Below are 21084 nucleotides of genomic sequence, written 5' to 3'. Positions count from 1 at the left end.
TTCGGGATATAGCTCGCTATTAAATTAAAAAATTATAAACAATTTCCACAAAACATATGTTCAGCGGAAATTGTTTATAATGATACATTCTATATATTTTATTATATCAAGTATATGTAAAGTTTTATCTATTTATACTAATTATAAAATATAAAAGATTTATATAAGGTCTATGTTGATTACTTGATTACTCGATTAACCGCGTTTTCCACATCTACTAGTGCATTTAGTTGTTGCCGTACTAATAGTAACTATTGCTCCAAGTCCACAAGGAATAGTTGTTCCGCCTGATACGTTAGGTGCCTCAGTTAATTTTTTTAATACTTTTTCAGATTCGATATTTTTTTTAAGTTCTTTCATTTAATTACACTCCTTTTTTTATGATTATTATTCGTTACACGATGGCATACATTCTTTTGATCCAGTACACCACTTGCCGTCATTTCCAAGATGGCATGATACATTCCACCAAGAGCAGTCAGCACCAAACGAATTTTCAAGACGTGTATTGCTCTTATCTAGTTGGTTTAAGTAGCTTTCTTTTGCTAATTCAGAAATATTTTCTTTTTTGAATTTGAACATTTTTTCTCCTCTTTTCTTACAACATATGTAAGGATTTAACTAAGTTGTGTCCACATGACTATACTAACTCTATGGTTTATGTCGATTACTTGATTACTCGATTAACCGCGTTTTCCACATCTAGTAGTGCATTTAGTTGTTGGACAATAACCAATACTAATTTCAACAGTTGCTCCTCCAAGAAGTCCACAAGGAATAGTTGTTCCGCCTGATACGTTAGGTGCCTCAGTTAATTTTTTTAATACTTTTTCAGATTCGATATTTTTTTTAAGTTCTTTCATTTAATTACACTCCTTTTTTTATGATTATTATTCGTTACACGATGGCATACATTCTTTTGATCCAGTACACCACTTGCCGTCATTTCCAAGATGGCATGATACATTCCACCAAGAGCAGTCAGCACCAAACGAATTTTCAAGACGTGTATTGCTCTTATCTAGTTGGTTTAAGTAGCTTTCTTTTGCTAATTCAGAAATATTTTCTTTTTTGAATTTGAACATTTTTTCTCCTCTTTTCTTACAACATAAACCCTATATGTAAATATAATACAATATTAGGATAAAATATGCTATAATAATATTGAGATTTATTTAAAAATTTGGTTTTTTTCTATAAAAAATGGAATAATTTTTAAGGGGAGATTTATGGATACAACCTTTTATGATTTAGTAAGTAAGTTTATAGTAACTTATTTAAAAGATAAGGAAATTAGTGATAGGCTACACTGAACTAGACAAAAAAAATAAGGTCAAGTAGACTACAACTAATATATTGGGGGAGAATCTACTATGACGAAAAATAAAAGAGAAAGAAGAACCTTTACAGCAGAATTTAAACGCCAAATGGTTCAACTGTATCAAAATGGTAAACCAAGGAAAGACATCATTAAGGAATACGAACTAACACCATCATCATTGGATCGGTGGATCAATCAAAATCATATGGCTGAACAACTAGAATTGGAAGCGTTGAGAAAACAAACAGCTTCTTATGGAAAATGATATTTTAAAGCAAGCGGCGCTGATACTAGGACGAAAGTAAAAGTAGTGAAGAATAACCTACATAAATACTCGATATCAGCAATGTGCAATGTCCTACAATTATCAAGAGCAACCTATTATTATGAGGTAAAACAAGCACAAGATACAGGAGATGAATTGTCGCCACTCGTGAAAGAAATCTTCCGAGAGAGCCGTCAGAACTATGGAACACGAAAGATAAAAGTAGAACTAAAAAAGTTAGAGTATGTGGTTTCGCGCCGCCGTATTGGACGGACTATGAAGAATCAAGGTTTAGTATCTAACTATACGATTGCACAATTTAAACCGAAGAAAGCTAACTGTAACGAAGAAAAAATTTCAAACGTGTTCGATTGTCAGTTCAATCAGAAAGAGGAGTTGGCTGTAGTCGTAAGTGATTTAACATACGGCCGTGTGAACAAAAAGTGGAATTACGTATGTTTATTAGTTGATCTCTTTAATCGAGAAATCATAGGACATAACGCGGGTCAAAAGAAATATGCCGAGCTTGTTTCGCAAGCTTTCGCAACGGTGAAAACAAACTTAAATCGGATTACTTTATTTTATACAGATCGAGGAAATGAGTTTAAAAACAAGCTGATTCCATTAAATTTCTTATTTGTCATATGGACACTTCCTCCTTGAAATCCATTGTAAGGACTTAACTAAGTTGTGTCCATATGACTATACTAACTCTATGGTTTATGTCGATTACTTGATTACTTGATTACTTGATTACTTGATTAACCGCGTTTTCCACATCTAGTAGTACATTTAGTTGTTGGACAAAGACCAATACTAACATCAATAGTTACTGCTCCAATTCCACAAGGAATAGTTGTTCCGCCTGATACGTTAGGTGCCTCAGTTAATTTTTTTAATACTTTTTCAGATTCGATATTTTTTTTAAGTTCTTTCATTTAATTACACTCCTTTTTTTATGATTATTATTCGTTACACGATGGCATACATTCTTTTGATCCAGTACACCACTTGCCGTCATTTCCAAGATGGCATGATACATTCCACCAAGAGCAGTCAGCACCAAACGAATTTTCAAGACGTGTATTGCTCTTATCTAGTTGGTTTAAGTAGCTTTCTTTTGCTAATTCAGAAATATTTTCTTTTTTGAATTTGAACATTTTTTCCCCTCTTTTCTTACAACATAAACCCGTTATGTAAATATAATACAATATTAGGATAAAATATGCTATAATAATATTGAGATTTATTTAAAAATTTGTTTTTTTCTATCAAAAATGGAATAATTTATAAGGAGAGAGCTATGGATACAAACTTTTATGATTTAGTAAGTAAATTTATAGTAACTTATTTAAAAGATAAGGAAATTAAGTTGGTTAATACCACTTATAATAAATTGGAGATTGAAAAGGAATTAGAAGTTACACTAATTAATACCTTATATCCAGTAGTGGTAGATAGTTTTTTAAGTGATTTTCAGTCATGGAAAGAAAAGGACATGAGTCCAGAAGAGAACAGTATAGATACATACTATGAATTGATTAATGAGGAGTTTATAGATGTTTTTTCCTCTCGATTTAAAGAAGTAAAGCATATAATCAATAAGCGTGTTACATATCTTGAGGGATACATAAATAAAATTTTGGTAGATTTAGAAACACTTAGGAATGATTTTTATTTTACAGATTTGAAAAGTATCTCTTTAGACGCTGGTGATAGTCATGCAGAAGGTCAGTCGGTCTGTATTATAAATCTAGATGATACCCGCTATATTTATAAACCTCGAAAGGCTGAGTTAGATCAACGCTTTATGAAGCTAATCCAGTCTTATATAAGAGAGTACCACTTTAATATTTATTCATATGATACTTTTTCGATTCATGAGTTAGTTGTATATGATTCTCCTAAAAGTATAGAAGATATAGAAAAATATTATTATAATATCGGTATTATTTCAGCGATTATGTATGGATTTAAATCCACAGATATGCATTATGAAAACGTGATTGTATCAAATCGAATTCCGTATTTTGTGGATTTAGAGACATTGGTTCATGTTAACCGAAACATTGAAAAAGATCCGGCGAATGTCTTTTTTGAGTATATTTCTGATTCAGTACTTGATACGATGATTTATCCCACATATATGAAGGAAAGTGATTTGAATATATCTGCTTTAACTGGTGGGGAATCTGTTTCTAATGATTTTTATTACAAAGATAAAGTAATTGTTGATTATAATAGTGATTCTGTGAGATATGAAGAGGCTCCAATTGTATTAGAAGAAAAAATGAATAGGATTTATAGTAATGATGAGATTGTCCATCCTATAAATTATTTGGAATGTATAAAAGATGGATTCAAATCAATGTCAGAAGAGATATGGAGAAATAAAAAGTACTTTACAAATGTATTTTTGGAAGTTATTGAAGGGGCTTTTGTACGTCAAGTGTTACGACCAACTCATATTTACGCGAAGTTTTTAAGTACATCATATGAAGCGTATTATATGCAAAAACATACAAATAGAGCAGAGTTATTTGATATTCTTGTTAGTGGAAATGAAAGTGACGATAAAAAGAAGGCAATTGCAGATGAAGAAGTAGATAACTTGCTAAATGGTGATATTCCTATATTTTATGCGTATTTTAATGATCGAAATCTATATAACTATAAAAAAGAAATGGTATGTGAAAATTATTTCCCTATTTCACCTAAAGACATAGTAATTAATAGAATTGAGGGATATTCAGAACAAGAAATGAATAGGCAAATCCATCAAATTGAATCCAGTTTATTTATGTCCGCATATAATAGTAAGATTAATGTCCCAGTACCATCTCAAAACCAATCAAGTAAGGAGACTTATGGGGCAGCACAGGCGATATCAGATTTGAAAAAGTTCTCAGAATTGATTGTAGATAGAGATGGTTACTTGATAAGTCTCTTACCTTCTCATACAGGTAAGAAATGCATGTTATCTGGTATAAATTCTTCTTTATATGAATATGGGGGAACAATTTTACTTATGTCATATTTAAGGGATGAGTTAGAATTACCAGTAGATTACTTTAAAAAGATAATATTTTCTATAAGATCTACTAAATTACATTCTCCAGAATTACTAGACGCTTTTACTGGTATCGGTTCATATATATATATAAATTACATGTTATTTAAAAACACATCAGAAACATTCTTTATAGAAGAAGTTAACGCTTGCTATAAGCTTCTAAAAATAGATTTTTCTAAGGAGTATAATATCGACTACTTAACAGGTCTGTCTGGAATGAGCGCTCTTCTGGCTAACCTTTTAATGGATGATTCCATTTATTTATCCATTAAGTTTAGAAATGCTTCCAAATCATTCCTGGAAGATTATTATGTATATTTATCAAAGTCCTTAAATTCAGTCACTCTTGGTGCAGGATTCTCTCATGGTTATAGTGGGATTATCTTAGGACTATCTTCTGCCAATGTCATCTTAGAGAATATAGAAATTAATAAATTAGTAAATCAATTAATTCAGAAAGAAGAGTTGTTGTATGTAGAAGAAAAAAATAATTATTTAGATCCTAGAAATAAATCACTTATGACTAATTATTATTGCTATGGTTTACCAGGGATTTTATTATCTAAACTTCAACTTAGAAAAATAGGACAACATGTGGATATTAAAGATTTAAATAAAAAGTTGACAGGGTTATGTAGTGCGATAATAAATAATGAATTAGAACTTGATAAATCTAGTTATTGCTTATGTCATGGGGTAGGTAGTTTTATGGAAATTATAGAAGAAGCTTATAGAGAAAGTTTGATATCTCATACTCTCTATGTAGAAGTACAAACAATTTTACTGGAAAAATTAAATAGTAATACCAATGGTTTGTTTACATCTAATAATTTGTATGGTTTTATGCTTGGAAAAGGAAGTAAAGTATATAGTTATCTTAGATATGCCAAAAATGACATTCCAGCAATATCACTGCTTAATATTAATTGATGAATAATTGTAACTACTCAGTTACCTCATGTGAATAAGAGGTAGGTAGAGAAAACACTGCTTATTTTCGTTGTTTTTTAATAGATACGAGTAATAAATGGACATTTTTATACTAAAATAACAGCGAAACTCTCTACACGCATCCTACTAACCTCTGAGTACCTGAGTAGCTACGAATAATTAATAGTAAAGTTTGCAGAGCTAGAATATTTTTGGTATTTAGATATGTCATGAATAGATTGTTGAGGGAGGAGAAAACTTGAGAAAAAAGGTTCCTTACGTTGGACAGGTCCAAGAATCAGAATGTGGTTTGTGCTGTGTTTCTATGTTAATGGGTTATTATAAGCAAGACATTCCAGTTAAAACGCTGTCCAAAACGATAGAGGTTGGTCGAGATGGTGTTAATATTAAAAAACTAGGAGAGGCTTTAGATTCTTTTGGGTATAAAGTTTCGTATTATGAGGCAGATTCAACTAGTTTAATTCAAATTGCAGATAAACCTTTAATTTTATTCTGGAATAAAAATCATTATGTTGTTTTGGAAAAGATCAAAAATGGTATGTTTTATATTGTAGATCCTAACTTTGGAAGGGGTAAATTAACGTTAGAAGAATTTAATGAACATTTCAGTAATCTGGTTTTGCTTGCAGAACCTACTGAGGCAACAAAAAAAATAAATTTAAGAGAAAATCCGTTTAAAATGTATGTTGATTATTTCAAGGGGACATATTTGGATCTAATCCTACTTTTAATATGTTCTATTTTATCAACTGCCACAGTATTACTTGTTTCTATATTCATGAAAGATCTCATCGATCGTACTACCGATTCAAGTAATTCTATACTAAATGGTAACATGATAATGGGACTTTTGGGCTTAATGATTATGTTTATAGTTTTTGATCTTTTAAAAAATAATTTAGTTGTTATATTTTCTGCTAAGTTAGATAAAAGTATTTATACGGGTGTAATCAATAAGCTCTTCCGTGTACCTTATAAATTTTATCTTACTAGGAATTCTAGTGATATATTATTTAGACTCAATTTATTAAAATCAAACAGGGATTTTTTTATCGAAACATTAATTAAAAGTATTTTAGATATAGGTATGCTAGTATTTGTTTTGATTTTTATGATGTTTATCGACCCAATACTTTTTGTATCTTTAGCTACTATTAGTATTTTATTAGGGATATTTTTATACTTCATTCGTAAACTGATTATCCTAAAAAATAAACAAGAAATTATTGAGGGAACTAAACTACAGGGAAAAGAATATGAGACACTCTCTGCCATATCTTATTTAAAATCTACTGGACAAGAAGAATATGTAAAATCATTGCTACTAGATCAGTATGATGTAGCTTTAAATAAGTATAAAGAAAAAAATTTCATTGATAATATATATGGTAATATTACAAAATTTGTTTCTCATTTTGCTCCATTATTAATGTTCTTTTTAGTGTTATCTTTGTATCAACAATCCATTCTTTCATTAGGTACAGTAATGCTTGTATATTCTATATCAAGTTATTATTTTGCTAGTTTAAACGGAGTGTATAGTAGCTTTAATATATATGGTACACTTCAAAATAATCTTGAAAGAATTATGGATATATTAGAAGAACAAGAAGATCATTATTTTATAAAAGAGGGGACAATTACAGTTGATGAAATTAAAACGATTTCTTTCAATAACGTCTCATTTAGATATCCAGGTCAAACAGATTATGTTATAAACAATTTAACATTTACAGTTAATAAAGGAGAAAAAGTTGCTATAGTTGGAGAAACTGGTTCTGGAAAATCAACTATTACAGGATTATTATTAGGATTATTTATTCCTGAGAAGGGAACTATAAAGATAAATGGTATTAATATTGAGGATGTTAATAGAGAATCTTTGAAAGGTCTACTAGGTTATGTCCCGCAATCACCTAATATCTTTAATAAATCTATTAAAAATAATATTTTGATGAATAGAGATATAAATGAAAACCAATTAATAGTATCTGCCGAAAGAGCTAGTATAAGTAATGATATTGAAAAAATGCCGATGAAGTATGAGACTGTTATTTCAGAAATGGGTAGTAATTTATCCGGTGGCCAAAAGCAAAGGATAGTCTTAGCTAGGGCAATTATTGATAATCCTGACTTACTTATTCTTGATGAAGCGACTAGTGCTGTAGATAATGTAACAGAAGCTTTAATATCCCAATTTTTACAGCAAGCTAATATGACACAAATAATTATAGCTCATCGTTTAGGTACTATTATTGAAGCTGACAAAATAATCGTATTGCAAGAAGGAGAAATAACAAATATCGGAACGCATTCTGAATTATTAAGAAGAAGTAATTTATATAAACAAATGTATGATAGGGAGCTGAATTCTTGAAAACAATAGATTCTACAAACCTTATAAATGCTGTAGTACATAGACAAGATAATCCATTAAAGTGGTTAAGTAAAAAACATAAATTCTCATTTGTTTGGACAAATATTGTTGAATATCTTGTAGTAAATAAACATAATCTTTCGGATAAAGAAATGAAAATATTTAAGAGTAACATAAATTCTTTATATAGTTCTTGTATGTCGTTAGTAACGAAAACTATGACTTTTCATCTGAACACTCTTTACCAACAAAATCAAGAAAATATAGATGTAGATTTTCAAACTTTTTATAAAGAATTTGAAGATGCTTTTATTAGTGATTATACGCTTAGAGAAGATGTTTTTAGTACATATCCTGAACTTTTTCGATTAATTTATAATTTCTTTGATCAATCGATTCATAATATAAAAGAAAGCATATACTTGGTAGATGTGCACTATGAAGAATTAAAGAACAGATTTAATATTGAAGAATTTGGTGAATTATCCGTAATCTTAGGTGAAGGAGATATTCATAAGTCGGGAAAAAGTACATCCAGAGTTAGTATAGGGGGAAAAACACTCTTTTTAAAATGGAGAGAGTGTTCTTTTGAAAAAGATTTTACTCGGTTTCAGCACAAGTTTCTGAAAAACATGGGGATTACTAATAGAATAAATGATTTAAAAGAAGTTGAGGGAAGGAATTATTATTTTCAAGAATCCATTGAACCTGAAGGTATTTTCGAAGAGGAACATAATGATCATTACTATCAACTGGGGATTTTTATTTCTATAGCTTATTTACTGGGTGTTACGGACTTACATTATGAAAACATCATTATAGCTAATGGAAGCATTATTGCTATTGATTGTGAAACAATTGCAACGTCTAACGAGCGTGAAATAGCAGAATATATAGATTACGATTTAGCGAAATCTGTATATTCTACATACATTTTACCATTTAACACCGTAAAGGGTGCTGTGTTAGCAGGAATAAGCTCACTTTCTAGTCAAACTATGTATGCTAATGATTACAAAATAAAAATTACTAATAGGGGTATTGATTTAGCTAATAGTCCGTTGAAAACAATCTCGAATCCTAATAGTAAAAAAGATAAATCACTCTATTTTTTACATACTAATGAAATAATAAAAGGCTTTGAAGAAGGGTATATTGAATTTTTAAAAAATAAAAATCAATATGTAGATTTATTGAAAACGATGTTGGCTAACAAGAAGCATAGGGTATTAAAGAAAAACACTTATGATTATAATACACTGTTATGGGAAAGTTACCATCCGTATTTAATGACTAGTTATGAAGAAAGATATAAATTTTTCGAAAAAAATTCATTATTAAATAAGGAAGAACAAATCTTACTTTATAATGGAGAAATCCCGTATATTGAGGAATTTATTAATCTTCAAGAGAAGTATTTTGATAAGTTCTCTTATGATGATTTAAAGAGACAGAAGGTATTGATAAAAGAATCTCTAGCATTTGATAAAGTGATGTATTTAACATCGAATAAGAAAAAAAATTTATTAGCGGAATCTACCGTTGAAGAGTGTGATATAGATAAATATAAAGATTATCTTTTATTAAATAGTATTGTTGATAATTGGATAAGTGCTATTGAAACTGGTGTTACGCATGAGGATACGAATACAGAATATAAAGAACTAGAACTTAACATAATGCCGGATACATTATATCTGGGGAAATCCGGTGTTATTAAATTTTTATGGGCATATTATGATAGAAAACCGAATAAAGAAGAAGAAATATGGTTTAAGAGTGTGCTCAAGTCAATGTGGATTAAATTAAAGAAGCATATTATGAAAAACCCTAAAATACAAATAGGATTCTATGATGGTATAGGTGGATTACTTCATACTATGTATTTTGTAAATAAAAAGTATAGTATATTCCATGATAAAGAATTGATACAAATACTTATGGTAATAAAAAAGAATATTTCATATGATACTCAATTTGATGTTATTTCAGGAAGTGCAGGATTGTTGAATGCTCTCATAGATATGTACCATGATAGCGGTAGTAAAGATTTGAAAAAACAACTATTCGATTGTATTAATGGTGTTGAAACCCATCTGATTATTCATTTTGATGACATAAACTGTGGATGGTCATTCAAAAATCCTTCTGATCCTAATGATACGTTTTATTATTATGGATACTCACACGGATTATCGGGGATAATTCCTCAATTATACAGAAGCTTTTTAATTACAAATAATGATCAAATAAAACAATTAGTTGATAAATCAGTAAAAAAAATCATTATGTTATATAACGATAGTGAAAGAAATTGGCCTACATCTAGCGCAGTAGATACGTATTATACTAATTGGTGTCATGGGTCGCCAGGGGTAATTTATGGATTAGGAATGTTGTTGAAAAATGGATATGTATCTAAAGAAATAAATAACATCATCTACGAAGTTTTATTGAGGTTAGTGAGAGAAGAAAAACCAAATCTTTGCTTATGTCATGGTTCCTATGGGAATGATCTAATTGGAAAATATTGTTCTGAAATAATTGGGAATAATAAATTAAAAAAAGATTTTGAAAGAAAGTTAGATGATAATTGGTTGAAACTTTTAAACACAGATAATATCATCACAGTAAATAAATCTTATATGACAGGAATAACAGGAATATATTATTGGAAATTGAATAATAACAATTTGGATAACATATTTTGATGGAATGGAGTTAGTGATAGGAGGCAATATTTTGGGCCAAAGAGAATTAGCAATAGAATATGCCGTAGAAAAGTAATGATTAATATAATATTTTTGTTGTCGAAATTGAGGAGATAAGTTGAATATTCTTTCTAATCATCGGAAATGATGCAATTAGCTTTAATAACAGTTCTATTGTTTAACAAATTTTTAGAACTAAGATACACAGAGAGGTATGGAATGTTAGATTAAGAGCCGGTACCACGAGGAGTAAAAGGTAGAGCCAGTATAATCTGTACCCTTTGTAAAGGACATTTTTAAAAAAAGTTATGCAACATCAAAAAGATGATTTCTGTATTCAACAGGAGTCATCTTTTTTAAATTCCATTGATATCTATAATGATTGTAATACGTCATGTAGTTCTTAATTTCATTTTTTAATTGTGCAAAAGACTCACAAGGTTTTATATATGCTTCATCTTTAAAATGACCAAAAAATGATTCTTGTGGGGCGTTATCCCAACAGTTTCCTCTTCTTGACATGGATTGTCCTAATCTATATTTCTTGACCAACTTTTGATAAATAGGACTTGTATAGTGAGAGCCTTGATCAGAATGAATAAATGCTCCTTCGGCTAACTTTACCTTTCTATTCTTCTTTAGCTTTACAAGTGTATCTATGGCTAAATCTAACGTAATTCGACTAGAAACGTGGTAAGCCAAAATTTCATTGGTTGATCCATCCTTAATAGTCGATAAATACGCTTTCTTTCCTTTTCCGTAAAATAAATAAGTGATATCGGTAAGTAATACTTTTCCCGGGATGTTTTGTTTGAATTCTCGCTTTAATAAGTTTGGGACCACTCTATGTTCTTGCGTCGCTTTCATCATTTTTTTATAAGGATTCGCTTTCCGAATCTGGCAAACAATCTTGTATTTTTTCATAATTCTTCGTATACGCTTCAAATTGTAAACAATATGAAATTGCCCCTCCAATGTCATTTTTATTTGACGGGCTCCTTTTTGACGTCCTTTAAAATGAAAAGCTTTTAATATGATTCTCTTCACTTTCTCGTCTTTTTTATCCATTTGTTTTCGTTGTTCTCTAGCTTTCAAAGAGAAATAGTTATAATATCCAGAACGTGAAACGCCAGCTATCTTACATAAGTGACTCACCATATTTCTTAGGTTATATTTTACGATAACAGAACGAATCAAGATATATTTTTTACTAGGTAGTAACGTTATTTCCTTTTCATCCTCCCTTCCATAAGTTTGATCTTTTTTAACAGCTCATTTTCAGCTTTTAGTAAGTTCCGTTCAGCTTCTAAACGCGCATACTTTTCCTCTAAAGTAAGTTCTCTCTCTAAAGATCTCCCTAGGTTTTCTTTACGTGTATCACGTAATCCTAATACACCATTTTTTCTATAAGCGGCACACCATCTATCTCTTGACGACGTAACACGCTTCATTCCGATCATATCTATATCAAAACCATATTTTTCAAAAATGTCTCGTGGTAACTTTCCTTTTCTATTTTCTTCAATAAATATGCGCTTAAAGTCGTCTGTATAAGTAATTCCTTTCTCACTCATAGATTTTACGTATGGATTCTTTGATAGCGTTTGAACCTCTTTTTCTGTAAATAGCTTTTTCGTCATTGTGAAATTTCTCCGATTCTAATTTTTCTCCTATTATACAAGAAATACCCTATAGAATAGACTTTTTTTAAGTGTCTATTCTATAGGGTACATTTTAGTAGAGCTCTACCTTTTTTAGTGTGCCCGGTACAAGTGTATTCTATAGGGTGAAAGTCCCGAATTTTCCCCTCCATTTTTTATAAGTAAATTATTTGAATTCTTTTCTATATAATCTAACAGAATAAATAGCTCCAACGAAAAATACAATAGCTTCAAATAATATAGAAAATTGACGGAAATACATATCTTTATTTACCAAAGAAATCAAGGCGCCATGCGTTACAAGTTGAGCAGTAAACATAACAGAAATAATTTTAAAATAAATACCATTTGTTCTTTCATCTGGTCGACCAAATTTTTTTCCGATAATAAAAAGTACAATTACTGAACCCACCCATAGAAGGCCTGTAAAACATACAAAGATATTGAAATTTACTGTACTTTCTGACATCCATCTGTTTAATAGATCAAGCATTATTATCTTCCTTTCCTACATAAGAAAATATTTCGTTTATATCAACCTTAAAATAATTTGCTATTCGATATGCTAACACCAGTGAAGGAGAATAATTATTCTTTTCCATAACAAATATCGTTTGTTTAGAAACTCCAACAGCGTCAGCTAAATCTTTTTGTGACATTCTTTTTAACACTCTATATTCATAAACTTTATTTACTATAGAATCACCGTAATTTTCCTTCATAGTTAACACCTCCCTTTCTTAATACTTATATTAAACCTATTTTATAAAAAAGTAAAGTTTAATTATATAAAAAATAAAAATTTTTATATGAAATACAAGTATATTGGATAGTTTTGATGAAATAAAAATAAGGAGAGTGAGTGTTTTTAAAATATAGAATTCTTAGAGACAAATTCGACAGAAAGGGTATTGGGTATTATCAAGGTACAAAATTATTTTATCATGTTCCGACAGAAGACCCCTTCCTCAAAAATGGGAAGGGGTGAAATACCAATTTTAGGTGGGAGATGAATGTTGGTAGGCGTAAGCCTACATTTTTTAGTATACTGTAGGCATCATACAAAAAAGTGAGGTGCAACCCATGTTAGTAAATAAAGCATATAAATTTCGTATCTATCCAAATAAGGAACAAGAAATATTAATTGCTAAAACCATTGGGTGTACCCGCTTTGTATTTAACCATTTGCTTGCTCTGCCGAGCTCACCCAATTAAAGAAGCAACGGGATACGATTTGGTTAAAAGAAGTAGGTAGTACCGCTCTTCAATCTACATTAAAAAACCTCGCAGATGCTTTTTCACGTTTTTTCAAGAAACAGAATGATATTCCACGATTCAAGTCTAAAAAGAATAAAGTTCAATCCTACACAACTAAGCAAACGAATGGAAATATTGCGGTTGTAGACAACAAAATAAAATTACCTAAACTTGACCTTATTCGCTTTGCAAAAAGTCGTGAAGTGGATGGCCGTATTCTAAATGCAACGATTCGACGCAACCCAAGTGGGGTAGATACTTTGTATCTATCCTTGTCGAAACAGAGGTACAAGAAATACTTAAAACTGCATCCACTTGTGGAATTGACGTTGGATTAAAAGATTTTGCCATTCTTTCTGATGGCACAACATACAAAAACCCTAAATTTTTCCGTATATTAGAAGAAAAATTAGCGAGAGCACAGCGTATCCTTTCCAGAAGAACGAAAGGTTCTTCGAACTGGAATAAACAACGTGTGAAAGTTGCAAGAATTCATGAACATATTGCAAACGCAAGAGCCGATTACTTACATAAGCTCTCTACTGAAATCATCAAAAACCACGATGTCATTGGTATGGAAGACTTACAAGAGTTCTGGTGCAAAAATAGAATAAAAGATAATAAAGCGCATAGATTCCTAACGGAATCGTATCTTATGCTGCAAGTCCAAACAATTGATGGATGAATTCTTTCTGGTTTTGGACAGACTGGTCCCGTAAATCAACCTGTTCTTTTTTAATCATATGCATGGCTTCTACTCCAGAAAGAATGGATGTAGCTGTGTCAAAACATTTGAACCCTAGCATAGAACGAATTCGCTTCTTTATAAAGCGATGATCTTGTTCTACTATGTTATTCAAGTACTTTTGTTGTCTAAGTCGCATACCACCAGGTATGCTTTTTTCTTTTTTCAACTGTTCAATTGCTATAGGATAAGCTGGATTTTTATCGACTGTTATAACACGAGGTTTTGAAACATGAAAGGACTGCAAGGCCTTCTTGAAAAAGCGCTTTGCAGCCTTCTGGTCTCTTGTTTTGCTCAGGTAAAAATCGATTGTATTTCCTTTCGAATCAACAGCACGATACAGGTACATCCATTGACCTTTTACTTTGATATATGTTTCATCGACTCTCCAGGAGTCACTTGTTTGTTTAAGGTGACGTCGGATTCGTTTGTCCAATTCAGGACCGTACTGATGAACCCAACGCATAATCGTTGTATGAGAAATGGATAAGCCCCGTTCCTCCATCATTTCTACCAAATCACGAAAACTGAGGTTGTACCGTAGGTACCATCTCACAGTTAATAAAATCATATCAGGTTGATAATGCTTCCATTTGAACAAATTTTCCTTTTTCATACCGATCACACACCTTTTTTAGAGTAATAGTATCAGTATGTCCAAGATTTAGAGGTTACTTGCATGTATCTTGAAGTTTTTTCACCGGAACCCCCAAAAACACCATCCTTTCCTATGAGTCTACAGAAAGAATAGCGTATTTTTTCATTTTAGGGAGGATTTTGTTTTATTAGCTTAATAGCGTTGGGTGGCCGCCTGAATTCCAAAAAGCCCTAAATTTATTTTTAAAAGTAAATTGGGGCTTTTGTACCAGAAAGGTATATTTTTAACTATAAAAACTATGACAAAATTTATCCGTTTTTCCTTTTTGCCTACTTGCTAAATTCAGCAAGTAAAATATTTTTAAAAGGATCAGGACTGTTAGCTCTACCCATACTGTTCATATTGACGGCCAACATATGCTTACCTCCAAGTGTACCTCCAGCAAAAGTACCAAACCCTGGAATTCCACCTGAGTGTCCCCATATCGAGACACCGTTTGGAAGCTTAGTTTCATAGATTCCAAGACCATATCCGCCGATTTCAGCACTTCCTGTAGGAACTGTAGTAAGCATTTGTTTTAGTTGCTGTTCCTTCAGTAATTTGCCACTGAGTAAGTAAGAGAAGAATTTGTTTAAGTCGTCAGCAGTAGAAATCATATCTCCAGCCGAGCTACCTATACTTGGGTTATAATAAGTAACGTCTTTTAGCTCACTTGCTCCGTCTGGTTGGAAATATCCACGGGCATGCTTGGTGCCTGGAATAACGCTTGAATTGCCAGGTAGGAATGTATTCGACAATTCAAGCGGTTCAATAATCCGATTTTCAATCTCTTCCGCATAGCTGTTTCCGGTTACTTTTTCAATAAGGATACCCAGTAATACGTATCCTGTGTTTGAGTAGGACCAGCCCTTTCCTGGGGCAAAGTCTGGGGGCAGCGAAAGTCCAATCTTCACTAGTTCTTCAGCGGTAAACGATTTTTTTGTACTTGTAAAAAAATCAACTTCTTTTGACCTTGAGTATTCAGCGATACCACTTGTATGGTTCAATATCTGCCGGATAGTAATCTGTTTAGCATCATATCCGTTTCCTTGAATGACACCAGGCAACCATTTTTCGATGGGGTCGTCTAGATTCAGGCGGTTCTCTCCAGCTAATTGAAGTACAACCGTTGCGGTGAACGTCTTCGTCACGCTGGCAATGCGAAAGCGAAAATCTGTTTTCATTGGTTTCTTAGTGCTCAGATTCGCTACCCCAGCGGCATAACCCCACGTTTTTCCACCCTCAGAAGTTTTAGCAAGTATCCCCGGGTATCCATGTTGCAATGTATCCCGCATTGCTTGCTTGACGGAATTACGATCTCGCTCAGTGCTTGTTTGTAACGAACTAGATACATTTTGAGTGGGCTCTGCTTTTACAATTGAGGTTGGTGATGTGTATAGCAAGGAACTTCCAGTTATTAAAAGGGCCAGACTTGCAAATGTAATTTGACCACGTATTTTCATAAGGCATTCCTCTCCTCTATTCATATTGTATAGGTGGTTGGTTGCTTGCTGTTTCATACTAACCACACAGCTATCATCTCTACCAATGACAAAAGGTCAACATTAAATTTGTAATCATCTTCATAATGATTATTTTTACAAACACCATTCTGTCCTAACAAACGGTAAATCCCTCTTTTTTCACATATATGTTAACCACAGAAATTACTTCTTTTCCTTGAAACACTCTTGTTAACTAGTTTGTTTTTCATATATACGTCATATCTGTTCCGCCTTTCATGCTTCTTTATATTTTAATCATACACAATGAAAATCTCTTTTTCCTTACCTATTCCTTACAAATCCCTTACGTTCAAAATAGCTTCTATAATAGGGTAGAAGGAGCATCTGTGCCTGAAAGTTCAAAGTATTTTCCAATAAATATATGAATCAAAAAGAAACACAGAAGTTTTTCACTTCTATGTTTCTTTTTTTCGTCCTTTAAATATTAAAGATTTGGTTTACTCTTAACAGGGTGAATTCCGGCTCTTTTCTAATGTGATTTTTCTTCTTGCGATACAACATAAATGATTCTGGTGCAAAGTAGAGAAAAAAGGTTGACGGACGCCTATATAGCAAAGCAAGAACATAAAAGAGTCGATTCCTTAGCGTACAGAAAATTGGCTTTTTGTGTAGCATGAGATAGTTATTTTTATCTAAAAAACTAGTGTTGGAAATAAAATACAGCTTATGACCCATTTTTACACGTATCTCGGCTGAACCCCATTATCTGTTGTTTCGGGTGGTACATCACGAGTAGTTGGAAAAGTCGTTGGAAAGATTGGAGATCTAGAGAAAAAAGGAAAAGCTCTTGAAGCGGCTGCTAAGAGTACGAAGTTTACGAGATATCCTACAGGTTTCGATGATGTTGCTAAATACATTAAAGAGCATAAAAAATTGCCGGATAATTATATTACTAAAGAACAAGCAAAAGCTTTAGGGTGGGATAAAAAAGCAGGGAACCTCCATAAGGTAGCTCCAGGTAAAAGTATGGGTGGCGATATTTTTGAAAATAAGGAAGGGTTATTACCAAATGCCCCTGGTAGAACTTGGTATGAAGCTGATGTTAATTATTTGTCAGGATATCGAGGCAATGATAGAATTCTATATTCCAATGATGGGTTAGTTTATAAAACTTCAGACCATTACAAAACATTGACTGAAATAAAATAGGAGCAAATTATTATGGAGATAATACAATTAGATGGACGCAAATTTACCAGTAAAGAGGTGCTACATAAAATATTAAAAGAGAAATTAGATTTACCTAATTATTATGGAGAGAATGCTGATGCCCTATGGGATTGCCTAACTGGGTGGATTGATACTCCTGTAACCATAGAATGGGAATTCTTTGAAGAAAGTAAAAAAATGTTAGGTTCATATGCAGATTTAATTTTAGAAACCTTCCAAGATGCACAAGAAAAAATGCCGGAAGAATATTTTATTGTTGTAAAATAATAGATATAATAAAAAGCCTATATCCTAATTTGGATTGGTCTTATCCCTGTCAAGTAGACAGTATTAAAAAGACTAAGCAGCCATCGAGACTCGATATTCTATCGGAGCTCGATGGTTGAGTCGTTTTTGGAACCGTTTATAGTTATAAAAGTAAATATATTCTTCAATTGCTTGTATTAAATCCGCTTCTGTTTTAAAATGATTCAAATACAACATCTCCGATTTAAAATGGGAGAAAAACGATTCGATACAGGCATTATCATGGCAGTTTCCTTTGCGAGAGTGGCTGCCAATGATACCTAAATCAAAAAGTCGTTTGTTGTAGGCATGAGATGTGTACTGGAATCCCTGATCTGAATGGAGAATGGTTCCACGCACATCTCTTTTTTGTGCCAACATTTCAATTGTATCTAATACAAGTTCATTATCATTGCGCTTGGAAATTTTCCAAGAAATAACTTCGTTATTATAAATATCTTGTACAACAGAAAGATAGCGGAATCCCTCTTGAAATCGTAGGTAGGTAATGTCTGTAACAAGCGCTTCATTTTGTTGGCGATCTTTGAATTCACGGTTTAAAACATTTGGAAAAGTATTGGAATAATTCCCTTTAAAGAAGCGACGCTTCTTCCGAATAATAGACTGAATGTTGAGCTCACTCATTAAGCGATATACCTTTTTGTGATTTATAAAATAACCCTCTTCTTGTAAAGCGATTTTCATACGTGGATAACCATATTCCTTGTGCTTTACGTGAATAGATTGTATTACCTTTTTTAATCGTTGATCGGATTCTAGTCGCATGTTTTTCATACTTTTTGTATGAATCCACTTATAGTAACTTGAACGATGTACACCCGCAAATTTAGTAAGCCATATAACTGGAAATTTTCTCTTTAATGATTCAATGATATGATATCTCTCTTTATATTTTAGTACGCCTCCATTTACAGATTTGGATACTGCTTTTTTAAATATTCAACCTGAGCCTTATAGTAGTCACGTTCCTCTTCAACAGTGTTGAAATGAACACGTTTGCCTTTTAGAGGGTTTGGTATACCTTTCATTCCACTATTTTTCCCACGAGTATCTGTAATCTCACCACATTCTTTAAATTTTTTCACCCAATTTTTAAGTTGGGTAGAACTTCTAAGCTGATATTTTTCCTTTATCATATTGTAACTTCCTTCTCCGTTTAAATAACTTTGAACAGCTGATAACTTTAATTCTTCTGAATATGTATTAAAAGTTGAGCCTTTTTTGGTCATGAAAAATCCCCTCCAAGTAATAGTGTAACATCCATGTGTGCACATGGTCTTTTTTACACTGTCTACCTAAAGGGGATAATACCAGATATGGGCTGTTCTATTTTTTAGTAATACCCTAACTTCTTTATTCTTTTGATACAGTTATGAGGTGTAATTAAATCCCAGAGTGGCCCCTCATACCCTGAATCGTTTCCGTACCCCTTAATAAAATCAATCCGGAGCATTCGGCTGAAGATGTATATCAAAGGGTAGAACCTGCAGAACGGAAATGCCCAGCATGTAAAAATCATTTAGTCATTCGAAATTCGAATAAAACAGGAAATAAGTTTTTTGGTTGTTCTCAATATCCTACATGCACACATACAGAGCCAATAAATACGTGAGCTGTGATGAAAATCCAGCTCTGTTTCATTTTTTAAGAATGTGCTAAAAAAATTGAAGTTTAATTATAAAAAAGCTCTTCAGATTTGCTTGTTTTGATTTTTTGTAGATTAACTAATACGATAAGTCTCATGCGTTATAAAAACGTATGTAAAGGTGAATACGAGCTTTACATACGTTTTTAGCGTTTTTAGGAAAATAAAAAGGGTAGTCATTATTTACGACTTAACCCTTTCTCTACGAGCTGACGAATTTATAGAATTCAGCTATACCCCATCCTAACTTTCTATCTGTAAAAAAAATTTTGCAACAGAACCAAGCAAAATCATTATTTAATTTAACAATGTAATTGGCGCTGTGTACATTGTATCAATTGAACCGTCAGCATTTGTGACTTCAACTTTCACACGGAATATGCCTGTCTCCGAAATTGATTCGCCATTGCCTGTTGAAACGATAATTTCTTCATTTGTCCCAGCTGGTAACATAGAACCCCAGTTGAAATCGGCATCATAATAACCCCAGCCAGTTGCGTATTGCTTTTCGATAGAAGCTTTATAATGTACATCATAAGCTCTATCATTTGTAGCTTTTACGATGATATTTTGCCCCATACGGTGTTCCGTAGCGTGTAATTGAATAGTAAAGCTATTCAACGTTTCGCTAGGACCACAAATATAACGACAGTATTCATCTGCACTTGCTTTTGACGTATCAATGTTCATTGCTGTTAAACCGCCAAGAGCCAAAGTTCCTGCTAATAATACTTTACCAAATGTTTTCATTTGAAATTCCCCCTGAGTATACTCTCAATTCGTTCGGTAGATATCATATTAAGTAGTTTTATAAAATTAATTAAATCAAACGCTCTTTTTTCCTCGAGTTCATTCGCTACCAATCTTTCATCTTGTAGTAATCCAATCTCCACATAAAATTCCATAGGATTGCCGATGATACGTTTTGTGTATTCACTTGTATCACCTCTTCATTACCGTTTATTGGTAAAACGTTAGTTTCATTATACATAATATTGGAATCTATTGACAAGAAGAAATCAGGCTATGTACAAAATGAACCCAATAAAAAACCGAACCAATGATACAGTTCGTTTTCTACCATGCTAATCCTGATAATGCTTCATTAACATTTTCTTCAATTTTTTGGTGATAAGCTTTTTTTATATGGGTATCTTTGCCCATGTATGGAAGAAATTCATAACAAATCTAAACAATAGATACTAGTAGCAGAGAGAATGACATTTACATGTCGTTCTCTCCCTTTTTTTATAGTAATGATTCGAATCAGAGGCAATACCCCATCCTATAATTATTAATGTTACGGAAAATAACTTAAGACACGTTTTATATATATAATCTAAATCTTTAAGATAAACAAAGGATATTACCCCTAAAACAGCACCAACTATCCCTAGAATCAAACCCTTATATTTTTGTAAAAACATATACTAACCCCC

General features: G+C 32.0%; 20 protein-coding genes and 3 pseudogenes. 8 read left to right on the top strand and 15 right to left on the bottom strand.

Annotated features, from left to right (window positions below):
* Window positions 1–195 precede the first annotated feature (195 nt).
* From MHH45_RS26015 to MHH45_RS26000, 4 genes are all read right to left on the bottom strand, one after another.
* Window positions 196–360: a class II lanthipeptide, LchA2/BrtA2 family gene (locus MHH45_RS26015; protein WP_340863580.1), complete on the bottom strand. Its 165-nt coding sequence runs from the start codon at window positions 358–360 to the stop codon at window positions 196–198.
* Between the two features lie 27 nt (window positions 361–387).
* Entirely contained in the window at window positions 388–582 is a 195-nt protein-coding gene (locus MHH45_RS26010) for a lichenicidin alpha family lanthipeptide (RefSeq protein ID WP_088094764.1), read from the bottom strand.
* Between the two features lie 101 nt (window positions 583–683).
* Window positions 684–863, bottom strand: a complete 180-nt coding sequence (locus MHH45_RS26005; RefSeq protein WP_340863579.1) for a class II lanthipeptide, LchA2/BrtA2 family — start codon at window positions 861–863, stop codon at window positions 684–686.
* A 27-nt stretch (window positions 864–890) separates the two neighbouring features.
* The gene (locus tag MHH45_RS26000; RefSeq protein WP_088094764.1) at window positions 891–1085 is read right to left on the bottom strand and encodes a lichenicidin alpha family lanthipeptide; all 195 of its coding nucleotides are present in this window, start codon (window positions 1083–1085) and stop codon (window positions 891–893) included.
* A gap of 288 nt (window positions 1086–1373) precedes the next feature.
* Here MHH45_RS26000 and MHH45_RS25995 point away from each other — a divergent pair.
* Window positions 1374–2207 (top strand): annotated as a pseudogene (locus MHH45_RS25995) (IS3 family transposase); the annotation flags it as partial.
* 140 nt (window positions 2208–2347) lie between these two features.
* Here the strand turns inward: MHH45_RS25995 and MHH45_RS25990 are convergent.
* Both MHH45_RS25990 and MHH45_RS25985 read right to left on the bottom strand, forming a co-directional pair.
* Complete coding sequence (locus MHH45_RS25990) at window positions 2348–2524, bottom strand: class II lanthipeptide, LchA2/BrtA2 family (RefSeq protein WP_340863578.1); 177 nt, start codon at window positions 2522–2524, stop codon at window positions 2348–2350.
* A 27-nt stretch (window positions 2525–2551) separates the two neighbouring features.
* Window positions 2552–2746 (bottom strand): lichenicidin alpha family lanthipeptide, encoded by a 195-nt coding sequence (locus MHH45_RS25985; protein ID WP_088094764.1) that lies wholly within the window; start codon window positions 2744–2746, stop codon window positions 2552–2554.
* Window positions 2747–2889: 143 nt separating this feature from the next.
* Between MHH45_RS25985 and lanM the strand changes: the two genes are divergently transcribed.
* The 3 genes from lanM to MHH45_RS25970 all read left to right on the top strand — a co-directional run bounded on the left by lanM (window position 2890) and on the right by MHH45_RS25970 (window position 10698).
* Window positions 2890–5589: a type 2 lanthipeptide synthetase LanM gene (lanM, locus tag MHH45_RS25980; RefSeq protein ID WP_088094696.1), complete on the top strand. Its 2700-nt coding sequence runs from the start codon at window positions 2890–2892 to the stop codon at window positions 5587–5589.
* A 259-nt stretch (window positions 5590–5848) separates the two neighbouring features.
* Window positions 5849–7987, top strand: coding sequence for a peptidase domain-containing ABC transporter (locus MHH45_RS25975; RefSeq protein ID WP_088094697.1), 2139 nt, complete (start codon window positions 5849–5851; stop codon window positions 7985–7987).
* Window positions 7984–10698, top strand: a complete 2715-nt coding sequence (locus MHH45_RS25970) for a DUF4135 domain-containing protein (protein ID WP_088094698.1) — start codon at window positions 7984–7986, stop codon at window positions 10696–10698. The genes MHH45_RS25975 and MHH45_RS25970 overlap by 4 nt, the downstream gene beginning before the upstream one ends.
* Window positions 10699–11004: 306 nt before the next feature.
* Here the strand turns inward: MHH45_RS25970 and MHH45_RS25965 are convergent.
* The 3 genes from MHH45_RS25965 to MHH45_RS25955 form a co-directional block, all read right to left on the bottom strand.
* A protein-coding gene (locus tag MHH45_RS25965; RefSeq protein WP_340862129.1) for an IS3 family transposase occupies window positions 11005–12338 on the bottom strand; the annotation gives its coding sequence in 2 pieces (ribosomal slippage) (window positions 11005–11951 and window positions 11951–12338; 1335 coding nt in all).
* A 187-nt stretch (window positions 12339–12525) separates the two neighbouring features.
* On the bottom strand, window positions 12526–12852 hold the full coding sequence (locus MHH45_RS25960) for a 6-aminohexanoate hydrolase (protein ID WP_088094743.1): 327 nt from the start codon (window positions 12850–12852) through the stop codon (window positions 12526–12528).
* Entirely contained in the window at window positions 12845–13081 is a 237-nt protein-coding gene (locus MHH45_RS25955; protein ID WP_088094742.1) for a helix-turn-helix transcriptional regulator, read from the bottom strand. Before MHH45_RS25955 ends, MHH45_RS25960 begins: the two co-directional genes overlap by 8 nt.
* A 361-nt stretch (window positions 13082–13442) precedes the next feature.
* Here MHH45_RS25955 and MHH45_RS25950 point away from each other — a divergent pair.
* Window positions 13443–14262: pseudogene (locus tag MHH45_RS25950) on the top strand (RNA-guided endonuclease TnpB family protein); the annotation flags it as partial.
* Between the two features lie 7 nt (window positions 14263–14269).
* Here MHH45_RS25950 and MHH45_RS25945 read toward each other — a convergent pair.
* Window positions 14270–14977, bottom strand: a complete 708-nt coding sequence (locus tag MHH45_RS25945) for an IS6 family transposase (protein WP_340863576.1) — start codon at window positions 14975–14977, stop codon at window positions 14270–14272.
* 311 nt (window positions 14978–15288) lie between these two features.
* Complete coding sequence (locus MHH45_RS25940) at window positions 15289–16461, bottom strand: serine hydrolase domain-containing protein (RefSeq protein ID WP_340863575.1); 1173 nt, start codon at window positions 16459–16461, stop codon at window positions 15289–15291.
* An 819-nt stretch (window positions 16462–17280) separates the two neighbouring features.
* Between MHH45_RS25940 and MHH45_RS25935 the strand changes: the two genes are divergently transcribed.
* Together MHH45_RS25935 and MHH45_RS25930 are read left to right on the top strand one after the other, a co-directional pair.
* Window positions 17281–17673, top strand: coding sequence for a ribonuclease domain-containing protein (locus MHH45_RS25935; RefSeq protein ID WP_416076171.1), 393 nt, complete (start codon window positions 17281–17283; stop codon window positions 17671–17673).
* A gap of 12 nt (window positions 17674–17685) precedes the next feature.
* Entirely contained in the window at window positions 17686–17961 is a 276-nt protein-coding gene (locus MHH45_RS25930) for a barstar family protein (RefSeq protein ID WP_088094748.1), read from the top strand.
* A 72-nt stretch (window positions 17962–18033) separates the two neighbouring features.
* Here MHH45_RS25930 and MHH45_RS25925 read toward each other — a convergent pair whose 3' ends face one another.
* Both MHH45_RS25925 and MHH45_RS28140 read right to left on the bottom strand, forming a co-directional pair.
* Complete coding sequence (locus tag MHH45_RS25925; protein ID WP_420482309.1) at window positions 18034–18870, bottom strand: IS3 family transposase; 837 nt, start codon at window positions 18868–18870, stop codon at window positions 18034–18036.
* Window positions 18871–18908: 38 nt separating this feature from the next.
* On the bottom strand, window positions 18909–19229 hold the full coding sequence (locus MHH45_RS28140; RefSeq protein WP_420482308.1) for a transposase: 321 nt from the start codon (window positions 19227–19229) through the stop codon (window positions 18909–18911).
* A 200-nt stretch (window positions 19230–19429) separates the two neighbouring features.
* On the opposite strand from MHH45_RS28140, the pseudogene MHH45_RS25920 reads away from it, so the two are divergent.
* Window positions 19430–19612: pseudogene (locus tag MHH45_RS25920) on the top strand (topoisomerase DNA-binding C4 zinc finger domain-containing protein); the annotation flags it as partial.
* 330 nt (window positions 19613–19942) lie between these two features.
* Here the strand turns inward: MHH45_RS25920 and MHH45_RS25915 are convergent.
* Window positions 19943–20395, bottom strand: a complete 453-nt coding sequence (locus MHH45_RS25915; protein ID WP_088094749.1) for a hypothetical protein — start codon at window positions 20393–20395, stop codon at window positions 19943–19945.
* A gap of 452 nt (window positions 20396–20847) precedes the next feature.
* Window positions 20848–21072: a hypothetical protein gene (locus MHH45_RS25910; RefSeq protein WP_088094750.1), complete on the bottom strand. Its 225-nt coding sequence runs from the start codon at window positions 21070–21072 to the stop codon at window positions 20848–20850.
* Between the last annotated feature and the right edge of the window lie 12 nt (window positions 21073–21084).

The organism is Bacillus sp. FSL K6-0042 (assembly GCF_038006685.1).
GTDB classification, from domain to species: Bacteria; Bacillota; Bacilli; order Bacillales; family Bacillaceae_G; genus Bacillus_A; species Bacillus_A pseudomycoides.
This window is presented reverse-complemented; position numbering and strand designations above follow the sequence as displayed.

Excerpts from the sequence above, each read along its gene's own strand:
- MHH45_RS26015 (WP_340863580.1), bottom strand. The coding sequence starts at position 360 with ATGAAAGAACTTAAAAAAAATATCGAATCTGAAAAAGTATTAAAAAAA.
- MHH45_RS26010 (WP_088094764.1), bottom strand. The coding sequence starts at position 582 with ATGTTCAAATTCAAAAAAGAAAATATTTCTGAATTAGCAAAAGAAAGC.
- MHH45_RS26005 (WP_340863579.1), bottom strand. The coding sequence starts at position 863 with ATGAAAGAACTTAAAAAAAATATCGAATCTGAAAAAGTATTAAAAAAA.
- MHH45_RS26000 (WP_088094764.1), bottom strand. The coding sequence starts at position 1,085 with ATGTTCAAATTCAAAAAAGAAAATATTTCTGAATTAGCAAAAGAAAGC.
- MHH45_RS25990 (WP_340863578.1), bottom strand. The coding sequence starts at position 2,524 with ATGAAAGAACTTAAAAAAAATATCGAATCTGAAAAAGTATTAAAAAAA.
- MHH45_RS25985 (WP_088094764.1), bottom strand. The coding sequence starts at position 2,746 with ATGTTCAAATTCAAAAAAGAAAATATTTCTGAATTAGCAAAAGAAAGC.
- lanM (WP_088094696.1), top strand. The coding sequence starts at position 2,890 with ATGGATACAAACTTTTATGATTTAGTAAGTAAATTTATAGTAACTTAT.
- MHH45_RS25960 (WP_088094743.1), bottom strand. The coding sequence starts at position 12,852 with ATGCTTGATCTATTAAACAGATGGATGTCAGAAAGTACAGTAAATTTC.
- MHH45_RS25955 (WP_088094742.1), bottom strand. The coding sequence starts at position 13,081 with ATGAAGGAAAATTACGGTGATTCTATAGTAAATAAAGTTTATGAATAT.
- MHH45_RS25945 (WP_340863576.1), bottom strand. The coding sequence starts at position 14,977 with ATGAAAAAGGAAAATTTGTTCAAATGGAAGCATTATCAACCTGATATG.
- MHH45_RS25940 (WP_340863575.1), bottom strand. The coding sequence starts at position 16,461 with ATGAAAATACGTGGTCAAATTACATTTGCAAGTCTGGCCCTTTTAATA.
- MHH45_RS25930 (WP_088094748.1), top strand. The coding sequence starts at position 17,686 with ATGGAGATAATACAATTAGATGGACGCAAATTTACCAGTAAAGAGGTG.
- MHH45_RS28140 (WP_420482308.1), bottom strand. The coding sequence starts at position 19,229 with ATGACCAAAAAAGGCTCAACTTTTAATACATATTCAGAAGAATTAAAG.
- MHH45_RS25915 (WP_088094749.1), bottom strand. The coding sequence starts at position 20,395 with ATGAAAACATTTGGTAAAGTATTATTAGCAGGAACTTTGGCTCTTGGC.
- MHH45_RS25910 (WP_088094750.1), bottom strand. The coding sequence starts at position 21,072 with ATGTTTTTACAAAAATATAAGGGTTTGATTCTAGGGATAGTTGGTGCT.